The organism is Paenibacillus aceris (genome assembly GCF_017874035.1).
Taxonomy (GTDB): domain Bacteria; phylum Bacillota; class Bacilli; order Paenibacillales; family NBRC-103111; genus Paenibacillus_E; species Paenibacillus_E aceris.
Genome location: NZ_JAGGKV010000032.1, coordinates 19,133 through 38,101, shown reverse-complemented (window position 1 = coordinate 38,101; position 18,969 = coordinate 19,133). Strand labels below are relative to the sequence as shown.

General features: G+C 48.8%; 15 protein-coding genes. 3 read left to right on the top strand and 12 right to left on the bottom strand.

Annotated elements, in window-relative coordinates:
- Positions 1-70: 70 nt before the first annotated feature.
- From J2Z65_RS32070 to J2Z65_RS32045, 6 genes are all read right to left on the bottom strand, one after another.
- Positions 71-1,135 (bottom strand): Gfo/Idh/MocA family protein, encoded by a 1,065-nt coding sequence (locus J2Z65_RS32070; RefSeq protein WP_167064474.1) that lies wholly within the window; start codon positions 1,133-1,135, stop codon positions 71-73.
- A 26-nt stretch (positions 1,136-1,161) separates the two neighbouring features.
- On the bottom strand, positions 1,162-2,034 hold the full coding sequence (locus J2Z65_RS32065; RefSeq protein ID WP_167064471.1) for a carbohydrate ABC transporter permease: 873 nt from the start codon (positions 2,032-2,034) through the stop codon (positions 1,162-1,164).
- Between the two features lie 36 nt (positions 2,035-2,070).
- The gene (locus tag J2Z65_RS32060; protein WP_167064468.1) at positions 2,071-2,946 is read right to left on the bottom strand and encodes a carbohydrate ABC transporter permease; all 876 of its coding nucleotides are present in this window, start codon (positions 2,944-2,946) and stop codon (positions 2,071-2,073) included.
- A gap of 75 nt (positions 2,947-3,021) precedes the next feature.
- Positions 3,022-4,368, bottom strand: a complete 1,347-nt coding sequence (locus J2Z65_RS32055; RefSeq protein ID WP_167064465.1) for an extracellular solute-binding protein — start codon at positions 4,366-4,368, stop codon at positions 3,022-3,024.
- Positions 4,369-4,500: 132 nt separating this feature from the next.
- On the bottom strand, positions 4,501-6,060 hold the full coding sequence (locus J2Z65_RS32050) for a response regulator (RefSeq protein WP_167064462.1): 1,560 nt from the start codon (positions 6,058-6,060) through the stop codon (positions 4,501-4,503).
- Positions 6,057-7,853 (bottom strand): cache domain-containing sensor histidine kinase, encoded by a 1,797-nt coding sequence (locus tag J2Z65_RS32045; RefSeq protein ID WP_167064459.1) that lies wholly within the window; start codon positions 7,851-7,853, stop codon positions 6,057-6,059. Before J2Z65_RS32045 ends, J2Z65_RS32050 begins: the two co-directional genes overlap by 4 nt.
- Before the next feature lie 152 nt (positions 7,854-8,005).
- Here J2Z65_RS32045 and J2Z65_RS32040 point away from each other — a divergent pair, with 152 nt between their 5' ends.
- From J2Z65_RS32040 to J2Z65_RS32030, 3 genes are all read left to right on the top strand, one after another.
- Positions 8,006-8,662: a helix-turn-helix transcriptional regulator gene (locus J2Z65_RS32040; RefSeq protein WP_167064456.1), complete on the top strand. Its 657-nt coding sequence runs from the start codon at positions 8,006-8,008 to the stop codon at positions 8,660-8,662.
- The gene (locus J2Z65_RS32035) at positions 8,662-9,780 is read left to right on the top strand and encodes an alanine racemase (protein ID WP_338111768.1); all 1,119 of its coding nucleotides are present in this window, start codon (positions 8,662-8,664) and stop codon (positions 9,778-9,780) included. Before J2Z65_RS32040 ends, J2Z65_RS32035 begins: the two co-directional genes overlap by 1 nt.
- A 133-nt stretch (positions 9,781-9,913) precedes the next feature.
- Positions 9,914-10,378 carry a RidA family protein gene (locus J2Z65_RS32030; protein WP_127458208.1) on the top strand — a complete coding sequence of 155 codons (465 nt, stop codon included), beginning with the start codon at positions 9,914-9,916 and terminating at the stop codon, positions 10,376-10,378.
- 120 nt (positions 10,379-10,498) lie between these two features.
- Here J2Z65_RS32030 and J2Z65_RS32025 read toward each other — a convergent pair whose 3' ends face one another.
- The 6 genes from J2Z65_RS32025 to J2Z65_RS32000 all read right to left on the bottom strand — a co-directional run bounded on the left by J2Z65_RS32025 (position 10,499) and on the right by J2Z65_RS32000 (position 18,936).
- Positions 10,499-12,229: a methyl-accepting chemotaxis protein gene (locus J2Z65_RS32025; RefSeq protein ID WP_167064453.1), complete on the bottom strand. Its 1,731-nt coding sequence runs from the start codon at positions 12,227-12,229 to the stop codon at positions 10,499-10,501.
- Between the two features lie 90 nt (positions 12,230-12,319).
- The gene (gene mglC / locus J2Z65_RS32020) at positions 12,320-13,351 is read right to left on the bottom strand and encodes a galactose/methyl galactoside ABC transporter permease MglC (RefSeq protein WP_167064450.1); all 1,032 of its coding nucleotides are present in this window, start codon (positions 13,349-13,351) and stop codon (positions 12,320-12,322) included.
- 17 nt (positions 13,352-13,368) lie between these two features.
- Positions 13,369-14,886, bottom strand: a complete 1,518-nt coding sequence (locus J2Z65_RS32015; RefSeq protein ID WP_167064447.1) for a sugar ABC transporter ATP-binding protein — start codon at positions 14,884-14,886, stop codon at positions 13,369-13,371.
- Between the two features lie 138 nt (positions 14,887-15,024).
- The gene (locus J2Z65_RS32010; RefSeq protein WP_167064444.1) at positions 15,025-16,107 is read right to left on the bottom strand and encodes a galactose ABC transporter substrate-binding protein; all 1,083 of its coding nucleotides are present in this window, start codon (positions 16,105-16,107) and stop codon (positions 15,025-15,027) included.
- Between the two features lie 108 nt (positions 16,108-16,215).
- Complete coding sequence (locus tag J2Z65_RS32005; protein ID WP_167064441.1) at positions 16,216-17,196, bottom strand: substrate-binding domain-containing protein; 981 nt, start codon at positions 17,194-17,196, stop codon at positions 16,216-16,218.
- Positions 17,197-17,208: 12 nt separating this feature from the next.
- Positions 17,209-18,936 (bottom strand): sensor histidine kinase, encoded by a 1,728-nt coding sequence (locus J2Z65_RS32000; RefSeq protein WP_167064535.1) that lies wholly within the window; start codon positions 18,934-18,936, stop codon positions 17,209-17,211.
- Positions 18,937-18,969: the final 33 nt, after the last annotated feature.

The window sequence follows — 18,969 nt, the reverse complement described above, 5'->3', positions numbered from 1 at the left end:
CGCTGTTACCTCCACATCCATGCTGTTAGTTCCGGAGTTCGTTGTATGTTTCTATGTCTTTTACTATCGTTTAGTCAAAATGAATCTCTATACCTTTTTCGCTCGACTCATAGATCGCGCACAAGATTTTGGTCAATTCCACGCCGTCTCGAACAGGAGAAATCAACGCCTGACGCCCTAAACAAACCTGCACAAAATGGTCGATTTCATTACGGAAGCCGTCCATGAATTCGAACGAAGGATGATCGATCTGCGGCGTCACATTAATGATCGTGTCGTGTTTCTCGCTCACGATGCAGAAATCCGGCTCGATCTCGGCGCCGCCCTTATCGCCAAATATCTTCACAGCGAATTCATTCTTCATCTTCGCATGCAAGGTGAAGGAAACGTCGACCATGAGCGACGCGCCGTTCTCAAACCGGATGAGGGCATTCGCCATGTCTTCCACGGTATTTTGGGAAGCATCGTAATCCGCTGCCTTATAGAAGCTCAAGTTCTTGATATGCGAACGGTTGCCCAGCTTCGTATACGTGTTCCCGCTGACCGACTTCACCTTCGGCCGGTCCATCAAGTACCAGCATAAGTCGATGACATGAATGCCGATGTCAAAAAGCGGACCGCCGCCGGCGCGCTCCTTGTCGGCGAACCAGCCGCCGGGATTGCCTAACCGGCGCAAGTACGAAGCCTTGGCGTAGTAAATCTCGCCAAGCTCGCCTGCATCAATGAAGCGGCGCAGCACCTGCGCGTTCGTGCCAAAGCGGCGGACGAAGCCGACCATCAGCAGCTTGCCGCTGCGGCGAACCGCCTCCTCGACGCGCAAGGCTTCTTCGACCGTCGTGCAAAGCGGCTTCTCGCACAGCACGTGCTTGCCTGCTTCCAGCACGGCAATACTCAAAGCGCCGTGCGTGTTGTTCCATGTGCAGATGCTCACCGCTTCCACCTGCGGATCAGCCAGCATCTCACGGTAGTCGGTAAAGGCAACCTTCGCTCCGTACTTCTCTACAGCCGCGCGCGCCCGTTCCTCGTTCATATCGACGATGCCGTACAGCTCAACTTCAGGATGTTCCATATATGAAGTCAAATGTGCATCGGAAATGGAGCCAGCTCCGATCACCGCAACTTTTAATTTCGTCATGATGTCCTCCCAAGGATGATAATTGATTAGCCTTTTACAGCACCCGCCGTCATGCCCTTCATAATCTGCTCCTGGAACAGCAGGAACACGACAATCGTCGGCAGTACAGCAATGGCAAGCGCGGCCATCGTCAACTCGTAATCGGTCATATAACCTGTAGCAAAAGCGGACAAGCTCAGCGGAACAGTCTTCAGCGCAGGCTTGCTAATAAACACCAGAGCAAACGCAAAATCATTCCAAAACCGCAAAAAACCTAAGATCGCAACCGTCGAAAGCGCCGGTAAGCTAAGCGGCAGCATCATCCGGAAGAAAATACCCCAGTAGCCTGTGCCGTCGATCAAAGCCGCTTCCTCAATCTCTTTAGGAATGGTGACCAAATAGGCGGCAACAACGAAGATCGCAAGCGGCAGCTCAAAAGCCGCATAAGGCAGGATAAGTGCACCGTACGTATTCAAAAGGCCTACTTTTTTCATAATAATAAAAAGAGGAACTAACGTACTGTGAATCGGAATGAGCATCCCGAGCAGGAATAATCCCATGAAGAAAGGCTTTAATTTGAACTCAAACCGTGATAATACAAAGGCTGCCAGAGCCCCCAACACTAATGTCAGCACGAGAGAAGCAATCGTAACGACCGTGGAATTCCAAAGCGAGAGCCCCATGCCGGATACTTTCCAGGCTCTGACGATATTGTCCCATTTCCAAGTTAGCGGCAGCAAAAAGGGCCGCGAATAAAACTCTTCATTGGACTTCAACGCACTCATAAACAACCATATGAGCGGGTACAACGTGACTAGCGCGTACAAGCTAAGCAAAATATTAACGACGCCTCGCGTCCAAACTTTCCGTTTCTTACCTCCAGCGGGAAAACCCGTCTGCATCGATACAACCTGCTCCATAGATGTCCCTCCTGAGAGAACTCTTTTCCTTAATTTTTAACGGTAATCGCGCTTCATAAGACGTTGGCTGCCTACAATCAAGATCAAGCTAAGAATAATAATGGCTGTGGAAATCGCACTTCCGAAGCCGAAACGATACACATTGAAGGTACTGTTATACATGTAAGAAGCAAGCAGTTCGGTAGAGTGCGCCGGACCTCCGCCCGTCATCACGTAGATGAGATCGAAAGCCTTCAAGCTTCCGGAGATACATAGCACGACAGCGACTTTGACGGTATCCCAGATCATTGGCAGCGTGACAGCAAACAATTTGCGGACAGGACCCACCCCGTCAAGCTGCGCGGCATCCTCGATCTCTGGTGAAATATTTTGTAGAGCGGCAATAAACATAATCATGTAAGGTCCAATATAATTCCAGATGATCGGCACCATGAGGGCGTACATCGATACTTTCGGATCGGAAAGCCAAGCTTTCTTCCAGCTGTCAAGACCGACGCCATCGAGCAAGAAGTTCAAAATACCGATTTGCGGGTGATAAATGTAACCCCAGATGATCCCGACAACAACAGAGGAAAGCACCATGGGCATAAAGACGGAAGCACGAATGACACGCTGGAAAAAGGTACTTTTCATAAGCAAAAGCGCTAAAATCAAGGCAATCGGTACTTGACCGAACACGGACGCTGCAACGATAAGCATATTGTTTTTGAACGACTTCCAGAAGATTGGATCTTTGAACACTTCCACATAGTTGTCTAATCCGATAAATTTGGCGGCTCCGATCCCTTTCCAGTCGAAAAAGCCGTAGTACGCTGACCAGAAAATCGGCACGATGACAAAAAACAGATAGAGCACTAAAGCTGGAAGAAGCCCAATAGTAATGAATCCTCTGATTCTTGCGGATACGGTCATGACTTAACTTCCCCCCTTGCTAACTTTTTGAAAAAAGGGCTCCAGCCGGGCTGGCTGGAGTCCTATGGCCATACATTATTTGCCGACAGCTTTCGCTTGCGCGTCTTGAATTTTTTTGGCGATATCCTCTGGCTTGCCGCCCATGAGGAGCTCTTGCAGACCATTGTTCACGACATCGGCGCTAGCGGAGCTAAGCTTGCCGTCGTAAACCGGGGTTTTCTTAACGGTGTTCATCATTTTGTATACTTCTGCAAACAAGGAGGATACTTTCGATGTATCCAAGTCTACTTTGTAGGAAACAAGCTGATTGCTTTCCAAAATGGCTTTCTGTGCTTCCGGACCAGACAGTGCGTAGATCAACTCATAAGCTGCCGCTTTCTGTGCGCCGGTTACTTTCTTGCTCATTCCAAGACCTGTACCTACTACGCCGGAAAGAGAGTTTGGATCGCCTTTGCCGTTAGGGACGGATGGCAGAACGGTTACAGCCATGTTAGCCAAAGCTTCTTTGGATGTATTCGCCGCCAGGTTCGGAAGCGCCCAACCGCCATCAATCATCATGGCAGCTTTGCCTTGCGCAAACATTTGTTCCATTTGGGTATTGTCGATGCTGTTGAAGCCTTCTTGGAACGCGCCTGCTTTACCAAGCTGTTGAAGGTAAGTTAGGGACTGGACGAATTCCGGATCCGTGAACTTCGCTCCATTTTGATCAACAGCCTTCAAGAACCAATCCGTACCTGTCACGCGGTCAGCCAGCGAGCTGAGGATACTGGATTGCGCAACCCATGCCGCTTTGTTGCCGAGCGCGATTGGCGTTACATTGTTCTTTTTGAATGTGTCTACCAGCTTCATGAGATCATCCCATGTTTTCGGTGGCTGCACGTTATATTTGTTAAAGATTTCTTTGTTGTAGTAAAGGATCGACGTTGGCGACAAGGCCATCGGAGCACTATACGTTTTGCCGCTGATTGTGAAATCATCGAATGACCCTGGCATGAAGCCGTTCTTCCACTCAGTTTTGCTGTCGAGCAGCTCATTGATCGGTTGAATCAAGTCGCCACCGACGAACTCCTTCGTCATAACGCCCGGCCACATCACGAACAGATCCGGCATTTCATTTGCTGCAGCAACCGTTTTAAGACGCGGACGGTAGCCATCGGGCGGGATCCCCTGAATATCCAGCTCCACATTCGGGTGGTCTTTCTTGAACTTCTCCATATATTCACGCATTAACTTAGCGCGAAGATCTTCACCTGTATAGTTGTGCCAGATAGATAGTTTAACTTTCTCAGCAGGCTTAGCTGCATCTGTTGATTTAGGCGCTGCGCTACCTTTAACTGTATCTGTTGTGCCACTAGCACCGCAACCGGCTAACAAAGCTAATGACAATGTGGCCGCCAGTGTAACGATAAATGACTTCTTCATTCGTTTGGACCCCCTAAAAGTTTTCGTAAAAAACTCAATCTGTTGCTCTCTTGTTACAACTTTAGTATAGGGGACATCTTTTGGAGGCGGTACGGGAGAGACTTCGGCGCAAGGGGGGACATTTTTCAGTCTTTAGATTTTGTCGCCACCTGTCGAACCCTGTCGATACTCCGTAGGTGTTTGACCGGTATACTTTTTGAACTGCTGTGTAAAGTATTTAATGTCTTCATACCCCACTCGTCTGGCAATATCGCTGACTTTGGTTTGTGTGCTTTGCAAGAGGTCCACAGCGCGCTTCATCCGCTCCTGCGTCACAAATTCGATATACGTGCAGCCGGTTTCCCGCTTGAATACTTCGCTAAAATGATTCGGATTAATATGTACAAAGCCCGCCACCTGCTGCAGCGAAATCGGCTGATGCAAATTATCGCGGATATATGCAATAGACTTGTACACATACGCGTACTTGTTCTGATCCAAGCCTTGGTGAAAATGGTTCATGATCGCCGTGAGGATCTTAAAGACCTCCTCCTCCGGGCGTCCCTCTCCTTCATAGGCAGGCAGCGTGCTGTGAGATCGCTCTGATGAATTGGCTCGTTCCAGCCAGCGGTGCCCTGCGATGATCATCGATTGCAGATAGCCCTGCACTGTCATTGGTGTCGCTAAAGCATCCTCCATCAGCGCGCGCACCTTCTGGTTCACCCAGTGCCGCAGATCCGTGGCATTGCCGCTCATCAAAATCGCCGTGAGCTCGGCCTCCTCCTTCTCGGTAAGCACCGTGCGGCCCCCGCTTCGCTCCCTTATATCCTCCAGTGTGTAAAGACCCTGCGGACCGAGGAGCCCTTGATAAGCAAAAACTTCTTTAGCCGCTGCGTAGGAATCCCTTAGGCTTTCGTAATCCTGCGCAATAGTTCCCAGCGCAGCAAAAGCCGTGCATTTCAGTGTTTCGGTTACCCTCTTAAGCGCCTTGATAAGCCCCGCTTGATCGGTTCTGTCTTCTTCATAGCGGACAACGAGCAGCAAATACTCCTTGTTCATGAGCGTTACGCACGGGAGCAGCTCGAAGAGAATATTTTCCGCCGCGCCTTGCAGCAGCTCCGTAATCCCCGCTTCCCACCCGGAAACGGAAACAAGCAGCACTTGCATGGGCGCAGCCGCACCGGATTCCGGTTGCACGTCTACACCATTTCTCTGGAACCAAACCCGCAGCTGCTCCCTTGCTTCCGCGTCATCGTGCAAGCCGCGATTTAAAGCCCGATCTAATAACTGGTTGCGCAGCGCAGCCTGTTGAAGATTTTCTTGCTTGATTGTTTCCCATTTATCCATGACGTTCTGCTTCGCTTTTAGCGCAGCTTTAATAATCTCTTCCGGACGGCTTGTCTTCAGCAAATAATCGGTTACCCCTTCACGAAGCGCCTGTTGGGCATAGGAGAAATCATCATACCCCGTCAGGATGACGATCTCCGTGTCCGGCAGCAGCGCTTTCACTTCACGGGCAAGCTCGATCCCGTCAATCCCCGGCATACGGATATCCGTCAGAACAATATGCGGTTTTTCCTCCGGTATTCTCTCTAAAGCCTCTTCCCCTGAAGAGGCTGCAGGCAGCAGTTCAAGCCCGAGCTCCTTCCAATCGATGACGGTACAAAGTCCTTTCCTAATAATCACTTCATCATCTACAATCAAAATTCTCATGTCGCCAGCTCCCCCGTCCCAAGCGGAATTGAAAATGTAATACGCGTCCCACTACCTGCCGTACTTTCAACAACAAGGCCCGATCCAAGGCCATAATGCAGCAGCAATCGTCTGTGCACATTAATAAGTCCATAGGAGGTGACCGGCAGCTTCGCTTCCTTCGCAACTTCGGTTAGCATCCCCAATTGATGGTTAGCCGTAGCCAGTTGTCCATGAATGTCTCGAAGCTTCGCTTCATCCATCCCGATTCCCGTGTCCTCCACAACGAATCTCATTTGGTTATCGCGCAATTCTCCATGTACGTAGACATTTCCCTTTGCTTTCTTCTTCTGAATACCGTGAATGAGGCTGTTCTCAATCAATGGTTGAAGCAGCAGCTTCAGCATCATCGTTTGCAGCATCTCGGGATCGATAAAAAATTCAATCTCGAACTGATCCGGAAAGCGGATCGCTTGAATATAGGCATAGTTCTGAGCATGCGAAATTTCCTGCTGAACCGCGCAGAATTCCTCGCCTTTATTCAGACTAAAACGCAAGAAATCGCTGAGCGCGCCTATCATTTCGGCAATTTGACGATCCTTGTTCATCAAGGCAATCCAATGGATAGAGGAGAGTGTATTGTACAAAAAATGCGGATTGATCTGCGCCTGAAGCGCCAAAATGTCCGCTTCTTTTTTCTTCGCTTCATTCTGCTGCACTTGATCCTTCAATCTGCCGATCCGTTCGCTCAGCTTATTGTAGCTATGGACGAGAAGCCCAACTTCGTCGGCGCTTTTCACCTCATAGGTCGGAATGGCTTCATCCGGGTTCAAATCTTTCAACGATTTGGTCAACTTCGTGAGCGGTTTCGTCACCCATTGCAGGAAGTAAAGCACCAAGCCCATCGCGAGCAGCAGCGCAACCGCAATTGTTACAGCGGTTACCGTAAGCACATAACCATTTTGCTTCTGATAGATCTGCGTAGGGATGAAGCCGACTAATTTCCAGCCTAATCGGGGCATCGAATTATATAAAACCGTATGCGGCAATTCCCCTCTAGGTACATTAAGCACGCCGCTCGTATCGCCCAGCTTGCCTAAATTCGGAAAAACGTCTCCGACCTGCCGTGCCAACCAGCCTGGTTCGCCCCCTGCAATAATCTGGTTATATTGGTCTGTGAGCATGACAAAACCGCTGCTTTCCCACCCGGCATCCGTCAAATAATGCTCAATCTCCGCTTGATCGAGTGAGAAAGTGAGCGTTCCGATCGTCTTGAACGTACTCACATCACGAATCGGTCTGACGAGTGTAATCACTTTCTTGGAACCGTCTGTTGTTTGATTCACATAAAGCGGCGACCACCATTTGACAGCCGATTTGTAAACGGATTCATACTGTTGTAAAAGCGGAGCTAATCCGGACTTCGTAATTGTCGTTGTAAAAAGGACCGGATTGCCGTTTTTCGGAGTGATCGTAATGTTAGATATGTATTTTTTGGAATAGGATAAGTTCCACAATGTACCGACAATTAGCGAGTAGCTGTTGACGTCCCCTTCTGTATTGCTTAAATAGGTTTGAATATCCTTTTGTCCGATAAGAAAAATCGACATATTCTCCACGTCTTGAATAACGAAGTCCAGCTTGTCCGTGATTTGTTTCAAGGTATTCATCCCGGCCTGCTTCGCCTTTTCTTCCGTCACCGATGTCGCAATGCGATAGGAAACGGTCCCCATGGAAAGCAGCGGCAGTACGACAGCGAGTAAAATAATGAAAGACAACTTACGTTTTAGGGATTTGGCAAACCAGCGTCTCATGGGTGATCCCCCTCCTTTTTATCTTTTACATAGTAGCATGTGCAACACACCAGCATCATACTTTTGTTTAGGCGACCAAACTTTTTGTTTGAAATCCCAACTATTTATGATACCATTTTGCTCAGATCAACCTTGAAGAGGGAGTTTAAGGCATGGAATCCATTCAGGATGAAATTGAGTTTTTGACCGATCTCGTAACGGGGCTTTCCGCACAATTCGGGGACAACTGCGAAGTCGTCCTGCATGACTTGACTGGCTCCTATGAAAGCACCATCGTTGCGATTGCCAACGGCCACATTACGGGTCGCAAAGTCGGAGACCCTGGCACGAATTTGGGGCTGGAGCTGCTGCGGGGCAATCATGTAAACGGCAACAAATACAACTATTTGACACAAACCAAAGACGGACGCGTTCTGCGCTCCAGCTCAACGTATATGAAAAATAAAGCTGGCCGTATCATCGGCTCGCTTTGTATCAACTATGACATTACAGAGCTGATGATCGCGGGCAAAACACTGCAAACCCTGATCAATCCGGGGGAGCAATCGGAAGTGAAGGAATCGTTCGTAACAAGTGTCAGCGAGCTGCTCGACGCCCTCATTCAAGAAGCGCAGGAGCACGTTGGCAAACCTGTTGCCGTTATGGCCAAGGATGACAAGATGCGCATGATCCAGCTTTTGGATGCCAAAGGTGCGTTTCTCATCAAAAAAGGCGGCGAGAAAATTTGCACCTATCTGAATATTTCAAAGTATACCCTCTACAGCTACTTAGAAGAAAGTAAAAGTGCCGTGAAAGAGAGTGATGCGTAGTGACAGAGCGATTAATGAATACATTAGAAACACCATGCCTCATTATTGATGCACAGCGGATGGATCGCAACATTCAGGTTATGGCTGACATGGCCCGCAACCATCAGGTGAACCTGCGCCCGCACGCGAAGACGCATAAGATCCCTGCAATCGCGCTTCAGCAGATCGAGGCCGGAGCAGTCGGCATTACGGTGGCAAAAATAGCTGAAGCAGAAGTCATGGCGGCGCATGGCATTCGCGATATTTTCATCGCGTACCCCCTAGTGACCGCCAGCAAAATCGAGCGAGCGATTCGTCTGAGCCAGCGAATCGAATTGATCGTCGGCGTCGATAGCTTAGCCGGCGCCCAGCTGCTGGAGCAGATCGCCGGCCGCCATGGGCATTCGCTGCAAGTCCGGCTCGAGATCGACACGGGCCTGCGCCGCACCGGTGTCCTTTACGATCAGGCCGCCGCTCTGGCGGCTGAAATCGCAGGCATGCCGCACTTGCGGCTGACCGGCATCTACACCTTCCGCGGCTCCCTGCTTGCCGGCAAGCCTACGCTTGACATCGCTGCAGCCGGCAAGGAAGAGGGCACGCTGATGGTACAGCTCGCCGAGCGCCTAAGAGCGCAGGGCATCGCGATCAGCGATGTCAGCGTGGGCTCCACGCCAACGGCTGCTTACGCCGCTGCGGTTGAAGGCGTGACCGAGGTGCGCCCGGGCACGTACGTGTTCCACGACCGCATGCAGGCACGGCTAGGCGCCTGCGATCTTGAGGACTGCGCAGGCAGCGTGCTCGTCACCGTCGTCAGCCGCCCGTCTGCTGAGCTCGCGATTGTCGACGGCGGCAGCAAAACCTTCGCCACCGACATTCAGCCGGGCACTGAGCCTTTGCAGCTGCGAGGCTTTGGACACATCCTGGAGTTAGAGGATGCGACGCTTGCCCGCTTAACTGAGGAACATGGCATGATTGAGCTTGGACCGCAGGCTCAAGCCGCCAATTTGCGAATTGGCGATAAACTGCGCATTATCCCTAATCATATATGCAGTACCGTCAATCTGCACAATCATGTGGTGATGCAGCGCGACCAAGCCTATAAGCGCTTGCCTGTGCTTGCACGAGGCATGCTGGAGTAAGCCTTTTTGCTGAAGTGAAAATGATTTTGAGCTTAAGCCGCCGAGCGCCATAATCCCTGAACTTCGAAGTAAGGTCGGCCAAGGGATGGGAAGGATGGTGGCTGCAGGCTACACATAGAAATGAGGTCAACATATGTCGAACATTGAACAACGCTTGCAAGAACTGGGCATAACGCTTCCTCCATCCCCGGAGCCGCGCTTCACGTATATCCCTTGCAATCAAACAGGGAATCTCATTTATTTGTCCGGTCAGGATTGCCGGATTAACGGAGAACTGATGTACGAGGGCAAGCTGGGCCGTGAAGTCACGATCGAGCAGGGACAAGCGGCTGCTCGCCAAACCATCATCAACTGCTTGGCTGTGATGAAAGGATATCTTGGCGATTTGGACCGCGTAGTCAAAATCGTGAAAATGCTCGCCTTCGTCAACAGTGCGCCAGGTTTTGGCGATCAACCTTATGTGATCAACGGGGCGTCCGATTTGTTAGTGGCTGTGTTTGGCGAAAAGGGCAAGCATGCCCGTTCGGCCATCGGTACAAGCGATCTACCTTTTCATACGCCGGTGGAGATCGAGCTCATCGTTGAAGTTCGCGATTAAACGCTAGAGGCGTGATCACTTTGCGACGACAACGCCATTCATTCAACCCAGCACAAAACAGGCCCGAGGATACATCTCCTCAGGCCTGTTTCCACATCACTGCCTCAGAACTTCCAGGCATCACACACGGAATCGTGCGATCAAACTTTGCAAGTCGCCTGCCATGCTGCTCAGCACCGAGGCCGAAGAGACAATCTCCTCCATGCTCGCAAACTGCCCCTCGATGTTGGAGGAGACATTGCGCGCTCCCGAAGCCGTCTGTCCCGCGACTTCATCGATACCGCGAATCACATCAACGGCTGCGCGCGTTTTTTCGGAGATGGCGGCCGAGCTGACCGCCACTTCCGCAATCTGGCGAGCAACGTCGTCCATCGCATCGCGAATGCGCAGGAATGTTGACTGTGCGACGCCGACAACCTCAAGGCCCGTCTCCACCTCCCGGCTCCCAGCCTCGGTGGAGCTCACGACCGTTCTTGTTTCCGCCTGAATGCTCGAAACAAGCTGCATAACTTCTTCAGCGGCTGCACCCGTCTGCAAAGCCAGCTTGCGGACTTCGTCCGCGACGACCGCAAAACCTTTGCCGGCCGCTCCTGCCCGTGCGGCTTCGATAGAGGCATTGAGCGCGAGCATATTCGTTTGCCTCGCAATACCTGCAATGATTGCATTCGCCTGAACGATTTGCTCAGAACGCTCACCTAAGCGCTGGACGGATTCTACCAGTTCCTTCATCTTCTGGTAGATCGCTTGCATTTGCGCTATCGCCGTCTCAACAGCCTTATTGCCTGCACCGGCTGCTTGCTGGGCGAGTAATGACTGCCGGTTGGCCGACTGCGTTACGCCCTCGATTTGAATAACCGCTTCTGACATTTCATCGATAATGGAAACGCCTTGATGCACACTTCGTACCTGCGCATTCGTTCCTATCGAAATTTCTTGAATGGTATAAGTAATACGTTCTGAAGATTCGCTAACCTGCTCGGCATTGCTGCTAAGCGCATCGGAGGCGGCTGCAACGTGCTGTGCACTCCTGCCCACCTGGCTGATTAAACTGTGCAGATTAGCTTTCATACCATTAAACGCCATGGCCAAATCCCTCAACTCGTCTCTATTGCTCACCGTAATGTTGCCGGTTGTTAAATCGCAGTCCGCAATTCGTTCAGCGGTCCTTACCATGGAACGAATTGGATTAACGATTGTCCGAGAGAGCAAGAGCCCAATAGCCAGCGCAAATACGAAAGCTGCCAAACTAACCCAAACTAACGATTGAACGGTTGTTTGTACAACGACATGATTGCGTGCCGTAGCTTCCTCTTGAGCCGTTCTTTCCAGCACTTCTATCTTAGCCGCAGACTGCGTCAACGTTTCGGTCGTTGGGATCGCCCACTGCATGGCTTCAGCTTTGGCTAGCGCCTCATTTCCCTTGTCTGCGTATTCCGTTACCTTTTTGACAAGACGCATAAATGTTTGGTTAGAGTCCGCCATGGACTGTATCGCACTCTGCTCGTCCTCATTCTTAGAAAGCTTACCCATTTGTGAAATGATAGAAGTAAGCTCCTCATTCTTTTCTGTCAAAAGCTTCTCTTTATCTTTCCCTGGATTAAGTACATAGCCTAGCAGCATGCTGTTCTGCATTTGCGTTTTCTCTTTTATCTCCGCAACCTGCCGAAGGATCGTAACATTATCCTCCAAAAGCTTTGAGTATGAGCTATCCACTTTCTTTAAGTAGGTATAAGACATGCCGCTAGTCAATGCAACGAGTAAAGAAACAATGACAAAAGTCCCTACAATTTTGCCCCGCAATGAAACCGCAAACTTTAACTTCTCCCAACCGGAAGACCTTTTCTCTTGCATAACTGCACCCCCTTTGAATCGTAACCGCTTTCAGGTAATTTCGTAAAATAACAGGCTGCCCTATTAAGCGACAGCCTGCTATATTTCACCTTATTTAGAGTTCATATATTTACGCATATCAAACGCTACTGCCGCAACGATAATGACACCTTTGATGATCAACTGCCAGTAAGGGCTGATACCGATAAACGTCAAGCCGTAGTTGATAACGCTAAAAATCAATACCCCTGCAAGAACACCCGGAACCGTTCCGATACCACCGGATGTAGACACGCCCCCGACCACGCAAGCCGCGATCGCATCAAGCTCGTACATGTTTCCGTAGTTATTCGTTGCACCGCCGGTTCTCGCTGCTTCCAGCACCCCAGCCAATCCGTACAAAGCACCAGCGATGGAGTAAATGTAAATCAGGTAACGGTTAACGTTAATACCTGAAACGACTGCAGCGTGAATATTGCCGCCGATTGCATACATGTACTTCCCAAGCTTCGTTTTATTGAAAACAATCCAGACGATAATGGCAACTACAATTGCAATAATAACGATATATGGGATGGAATACGTGGCATCGGAGCCAATTGACCCCGTTCCTAGTTTACTGAAGTCAGGTCTCAAACCACCGATAGGCTGGGATTGATTCGGCTTCATGTCGAAGTATAGAGAGTTAGCTCCGTATACAGCTACCATCGTTCCCAATGTTGCAATGAATGGCGGAACCTTCAATTTAGCAACGATAATCCCATTAATAAGTCCTACCAAAAGACCGGCTATAATCGCAATGATAATTGGAACAAGCAGCGGTAAATGCGGCAGATCCGGGAAAAATCTACGGCCGTATTCCTGCGTTTGCAGCATGGATGCCGAGATAACGGCTGTCAAACCGACGATCCGTCCTGTTGAAAGGTCGGTACCGCCTGTAATCAAGATAAACGCAGCACCCAAAGCAATAATGACACGCGTAGACGACTGCAGCAAAATATCACGAAGGATACTTACCGATAAAAAGCGCGGATCATAAATTGCAATCCCAATAACGAGCACGACCAATACGATGTAGATTGCGTATTTGGTCACGAACCCACTTATGTCTCTAGATTTTAATGTTTCTGTTTTTGTACTCATGGTTTCTTGGCCCCCCATTATGCCATATGCTGTGCAGCAAGGCGCATGATCTCTTCTTCTGTTGCTTTATTTCCTTCTACGATCCCTGTAAGGCGTCCTTCACACATGACCATGATTCGGTCTGACATCCCAAGAAGCTCGGGCATTTCAGAAGAGATCATGATAATACTTTTCCCCTGCTTCGCAAGGTCAGCAATGATGGAATAAATCTCAAACTTCGCCCCTACGTCAATCCCACGAGTAGGCTCATCCAGCAAGAGCACGTCCGGCTCTGTAAGCAGCCATCTGGCCAAGAGCACCTTCTGTTGGTTACCGCCCGAAAGGTTTTTGATCAAAGCGTGCATGTTCGGCGTCTTCACGCGAAGCATCTCAATGCTTTTCTCAACTTCGACTTTTCGCTTCGCCTCATTAATGAATCCAAGCGGGTTCATGTATCGTCCTAAGTTCGCGATGACCGTGTTTTCCAGCACCGATAGCACCGGGAAAATCCCTGTGACGCGGCGCTCTTCCGTGAGCAGCGCGATTTTATGCTTAATGGCATCAATTGGCGTTTTGAGCTTTACTTCTTTGCCATGTATCGAAATCTGGCCTGATGCAACACCACGCAGTCCGAACAAAGCTTCAATCAATTCCGTCCGCTGTGCTCCGACCAAACCGCCTACTCCTAGAATTTCTCCTTTACGAAGGTCGAAAGAGACGTTCTTAAAGGATCTTGGAATGACCGAGGTAAGTCCCTCAACACGCATTAATACACCATTCGGTACATTGCTTCGTTCAGGGAATCGCTCTTTGAGATCACGTCCAACCATCTTCGAGATGATCATATCAGTCGTCAGCTCCGAAGATGCCCATGTCCCAATTTTCGTTCCGTCGCGCATAATCGTTACTTCATCCGAGATTTCGAGAATCTCTTCCATTTTATGTGAAATATAGATGATCGAGACGCCACGACTCTTCAAGTCGCGAATAATGCGAAACAGCTGCTCAACTTCATTGCCTGTCAGCGACGAAGTCGGCTCATCCATAACAATGACTTTCGAATTGAAGGAAACGGCTTTGGCAATTTCAATGGATTGTACTTTGGAAACCGATAAAGTGCCTACAAGTGTATCCGGATTAATATCCATCTGCAGCTGTTCAAACAAACTCTCTGTATCTTTACGCATTTTCTTGTGATCCACTAGTTTCAAAGGTCCGATGCCTCTTTGCGGGAAGCGGCCCAACCAAATGTTCTCCATCACGTTACGGTGTGGAACCGGGTGCAGCTCCTGATGAATCATGGAAATGCCATTTGCCAATGCATCCTTGGAATTAAGAATGGACACGGTTTCGCCATTCAGCTTAATTTCTCCGCCATCGGGTTTATAAATGCCGAACAAGCATTTCATCAACGTCGATTTACCTGCCCCGTTTTCTCCCATCAACGCATGCACGCTTCCTGGGCGAACCTTCAGGGTAACGTTATCCAGCGCTTTAACGCCGGGGAACTCTTTGGAGATTTGATTCATTTCCAGTAAATACTCATGTAATGTCATGGTAACTCCCCCTACCAGCTCACGATAATCCCCATAAAGTGAAGCCATTTTTCTAAGCCTGTTTCTCTTTATCTTTGCACGGGTTTCCAAATAAGGAAGGCAAGAGCGGATTGCTGCTCTTGCCCGCTTCTATCGGGATTACTTCGCTTCGTTCATGTTAGCTTTTGTAATCTTTTTGTAGGAAATCCAAACATATTTGCCATCTGTCACATCATAGCCTGTCGTTTCTTTGCTTGGTACTAGACCGTTAGCAAGAGCAGTCGCTACGTTCGTTGTAGCAGCACCTTGGTTTTTCGCATCGTTCAGAACAGTTCCGAGCAATGTGCCATCGCTAAGTGCTTGAAGCGCAGGAGCCGTAGCATCAACGCCTACAACCGGCAAGAATTTATTGTCTTTGAAATAACCTTTTGCTTTCAAAGCTTCGATAGCTCCGAGAGCCATATCGTCGTTGTTCGCAAGAACAGCTTCGATTTTGCTTTCACTGGATGCAAGGAATGCAGCCATTTTTTCTTGACCTTTTACACGATCCCACATAGCCGTATCTTCAGCTACTTTTTCTACGCCAAGACCAGCATCCGTAATCGCTTGGATGGAGAACTTCGTACGAAGCTCAGCATCTTGGTGACCCGGCTCGCCTTTAAGCATAACGTATTGAATTTTACCGTCTTTGTTTTTATCCGCTTCTGGGTGAGCTTTGAAGTAGTCAACAAGCAATTGACCTTCCATTGTTCCGGATTGCTCAGCTTTTGCGCCTACGTAGTAAACTTTATCCCATTTCTTCATATCGTCAGCAAGCGGCTCACGGTTCAAGAAGACAACCGGTACGTTAGCTGTTTTCGCTTTATCGATGATAACGCCTGCCGCTGTACGGTCAACAGCGTTGATCGCTAGCGCGTTTACTTTTTTCGTGATGAAAAGGTCGACTTTATCATTTTGTGTTGGTTGTGAGTTTTGGCTGTCTACGATATCCACAGTTGCTTTGTCTTTAGCAGCGTCAGCAATCGCGGCGCGAACACCGGACATGAATGTATCGTCAAATTTATAAATAGCCACACCGATTGTAGGTTTTTTGCCGTCTGTTTTAGCTGGAGCTGGAGCTGTCGTTGCAGCTGCGCCAGTGCTTGCTGCCGGAGATGGTGAAGGTGTTGCTGCTTTATTGCCACAGCCTGCTACGGTTGCAACCAAAGCGCTCGCTACTGCAAGGGTAATCAATTTTTTCAAGGTAAGACCCTCCCTAAAAGGTTGTTTTGTTTATTTACATTTCTAAATATAAGGCATGCGACCAAGGAAACAAATGCAATATCCTCATATCTTCTATCGAAATTCTAATCACTTTATAAACGGAAACAATAGCTTTTGATTGTCCGACCAGAACATATTACCTAGATCAATCGCTTTAATCCCGGTATCCACGCGGTTCGGAACCTTCTTTCCGTACGAGGCCTCAACCGCATTCTTTACGCCTAAATAGCCGATACTGAAGGGATTTTGAATAATTGTCGCTTGGATGACGCCTTCCTGCAGCAGCTCCAATTCCTCTGAGGTACTGTCAAACGTTATTATTTTCACTTTATCCTGCAGATTCATTCTCTGAATCGCGTCCGCCACGCCAATCGAGGAAGTTTCATTTAGAGCCACAATCCCATCCAAATAGGGGTATTTCTCGATGATATTCTGAGTAAGCTGATCCGCAGTTCCCTGGTCCGTCAAGCTGTACACTTTGGCAATCACCTGAATGCTTGGAAATTTCAATATTTCATCCAAAAGCCCTTGCTCCCTCAGCTCCGTGTTGCGCTCCCCTTGCTTGAAGCTGACGATTGCGATATTTGCTTTTGTCCCCGCAAGCTTGATCAATTGCTGACCTGCCATTTGTCCCGCCTCGTAATTGTTGGCGCCTATGAAACTCTTCGCTTTGCGCGATTCCACTTCGGAGTCGATCGTGACGACCGGAATCCCTTGTTCCGCCGCACTATCGACAGCATTCGACAAGTCCCTATAATCATTAGCGGCTAGCACGATCGCGTCAGGCCCGCTTTGAATAGACTGTTCCAATAAGGCGATCTGCCCCTTTACGTCCGCCTCATCGTCAGGCGCTCGGAAATCTAACGTCACATCAAACTCCTTCGCGGCTACCTCAGCGCCCATTTTCACTGTTTTCCAATAGTCCCCGTTCTGGCTTCTAAGCACCACTTCCAAATGCTTTTTCTGCGCCGTAGGTGTTGTTTCCGATTCTCTCATACAAGAAGACATAGAGAAGACAGCTACCAAAATTGCAAGTGCGAGAGGGACTAGTTTCAATGTTTTTTCCATCTCTGCTCCTTTCTATTCCTCTTCCAATATGGCCGGAATCCAGATCTTCACCACAGTTCCTTCCTCAAGCTCGCTTTCAACCTTAACCCCGTACTCCGAACCGAAATACAGCTGAATCCGCTCATGTACATTACGAAGACCTACCCCTGAGCCCTTATCGCTGTTCACAGAGCCAATCATAATGTTCTTGAGCGTTTCTTCCGACATACCCACACCGTTATCGCGGACCTGGAGTAAAATTTTATCATTCATTTTCTCGGCTGAAATGTGAATATGGCCTTCATCCACCATATACTCGATGCCATGATAGAGCGAGTTTTCCACGAACGGCTGCAAGATTAACTTCAGCGTTTTATACGGCAGCACTTCTTCATCTACTTCAATCACGTAATCAAACTTGTCCTTATACCTCATCTTCTGGATGATCAAATAGTTCCGGATATGCTCGATCTCATCCGCGATCGTAATGATGTTCTTTCCTTTGCTGAGCGAAATCCGAAAAAACTTGGACAAAGAGGTAATCGTCGTGACGACCTCTTCGTTCTTCCCGTTTCCAACCATCCGAACAACCGAATTGAGCGTATTGTACAAAAAGTGAGGATTGATCTGTGACTGCAGCACCTCAAGCTCGTTCTTTCTTTTCGTCTCCTGCTCATGAATATTTTGATCCATCAGCTCGCGCACCCTGGAAACCATCAGGTTGAACCGGCGTGAAAGCTGCTCCACTTCATGTGCGCCGCGAACATGAATGTACGTATCAAAATGCCCCTTCTCTACCATTTCCATCGACTTTTTCAGCCGCTTGATCGGCTGGGAAATTCGGGCTGACATGAAGGAGGAGATAAGCAAAATAAAAATAAGGACAATGACAAGCAGCCAAATCATAAATGTACTGATTTCCTTGCGGGTCGTTATCATCTCATCCAGATAAGAGACCCCGATGATTTTCCACCCGATATTATTAACGGTCCTGACCACATTGAGCCTGGATTCGCCTTCACTGACATCCATATACTTGCCGTAGGAGAATTTAAGGGCCTGCTCGACATTTTCATATTTCAAACCAATATAGATAAGCTGCTGCTGAGGATGATACACAATGTTGCCGGCAGAGTCGTCAATAATATAGACGTAGCCCTTTTTGCCTAATGAAACCGTACGAAACACGTCATCCAGTGTCTTAAAATTGACGTCCACAAGAAGTACGGCGTCCTCCCACTGCCCATTTCGTTCAATGGAAACCCCTTTGCTCATCGACACCACCCAGCGATACGGATCTTTAAAAAGATTTTGAATATGAGGCAAGGAGAAAGAAAGATGATTCGGGTTATCCAGTGCGGACTTGAACCAGGATTGCTCGATAATCCGTGTATTTTTGCGCATTCCAGCGTTAGGAAGCCCGGTAATCAGCCCTCCGTCTGCAGCAAATAAATTAATAGACACGATATCCTCACGAGTGCTTGCAATCGTCTCCATTTGCTCGGACAGCTTGTCGGAAGGCACGCCGCGGCTTTTGGCGATTTTGGCATCGACCACCTCGAAGGTGTCCGACATGCCTTTAATGTAATTTTCCAAGTTAAACTGTACCTGCTCGATCACCTGCTGTGTATTCAAAAAAGCGTTTTCCTCCGCAGTCCTGGAAAATTTATTATAAAGAACCAACGAAATGATCAGCATCACGGTTACCGTTATGAAAATAAAGGATATCGTAATTGCAAATTGAATGCTCTTTACTCTCATCGTGTCCAGCAGCACATTATACAAAGATTTAAA

Coding starts and splice junctions, on each gene's coding strand:
- J2Z65_RS32015 (WP_167064447.1), bottom strand. CDS start 14,886: ATGACATTACATGAGTATTTACTGGAAATGAATCAAATCTCCAAAGAG.
- J2Z65_RS32050 (WP_167064462.1), bottom strand. CDS start 6,060: ATGAGAATTTTGATTGTAGATGATGAAGTGATTATTAGGAAAGGACTT.
- J2Z65_RS32025 (WP_167064453.1), bottom strand. CDS start 12,229: ATGCAAGAGAAAAGGTCTTCCGGTTGGGAGAAGTTAAAGTTTGCGGTT.
- J2Z65_RS32055 (WP_167064465.1), bottom strand. CDS start 4,368: ATGAAGAAGTCATTTATCGTTACACTGGCGGCCACATTGTCATTAGCT.
- J2Z65_RS32000 (WP_167064535.1), bottom strand. CDS start 18,936: ATGAGAGTAAAGAGCATTCAATTTGCAATTACGATATCCTTTATTTTC.
- J2Z65_RS32060 (WP_167064468.1), bottom strand. CDS start 2,946: ATGACCGTATCCGCAAGAATCAGAGGATTCATTACTATTGGGCTTCTT.
- J2Z65_RS32045 (WP_167064459.1), bottom strand. CDS start 7,853: ATGAGACGCTGGTTTGCCAAATCCCTAAAACGTAAGTTGTCTTTCATT.
- J2Z65_RS32065 (WP_167064471.1), bottom strand. CDS start 2,034: ATGGAGCAGGTTGTATCGATGCAGACGGGTTTTCCCGCTGGAGGTAAG.
- J2Z65_RS32070 (WP_167064474.1), bottom strand. CDS start 1,135: ATGACGAAATTAAAAGTTGCGGTGATCGGAGCTGGCTCCATTTCCGAT.
- mglC (WP_167064450.1), bottom strand. CDS start 13,351: ATGAGTACAAAAACAGAAACATTAAAATCTAGAGACATAAGTGGGTTC.
- J2Z65_RS32005 (WP_167064441.1), bottom strand. CDS start 17,196: ATGGAAAAAACATTGAAACTAGTCCCTCTCGCACTTGCAATTTTGGTA.
- J2Z65_RS32030 (WP_127458208.1), top strand. CDS start 9,914: ATGTCGAACATTGAACAACGCTTGCAAGAACTGGGCATAACGCTTCCT.
- J2Z65_RS32040 (WP_167064456.1), top strand. CDS start 8,006: ATGGAATCCATTCAGGATGAAATTGAGTTTTTGACCGATCTCGTAACG.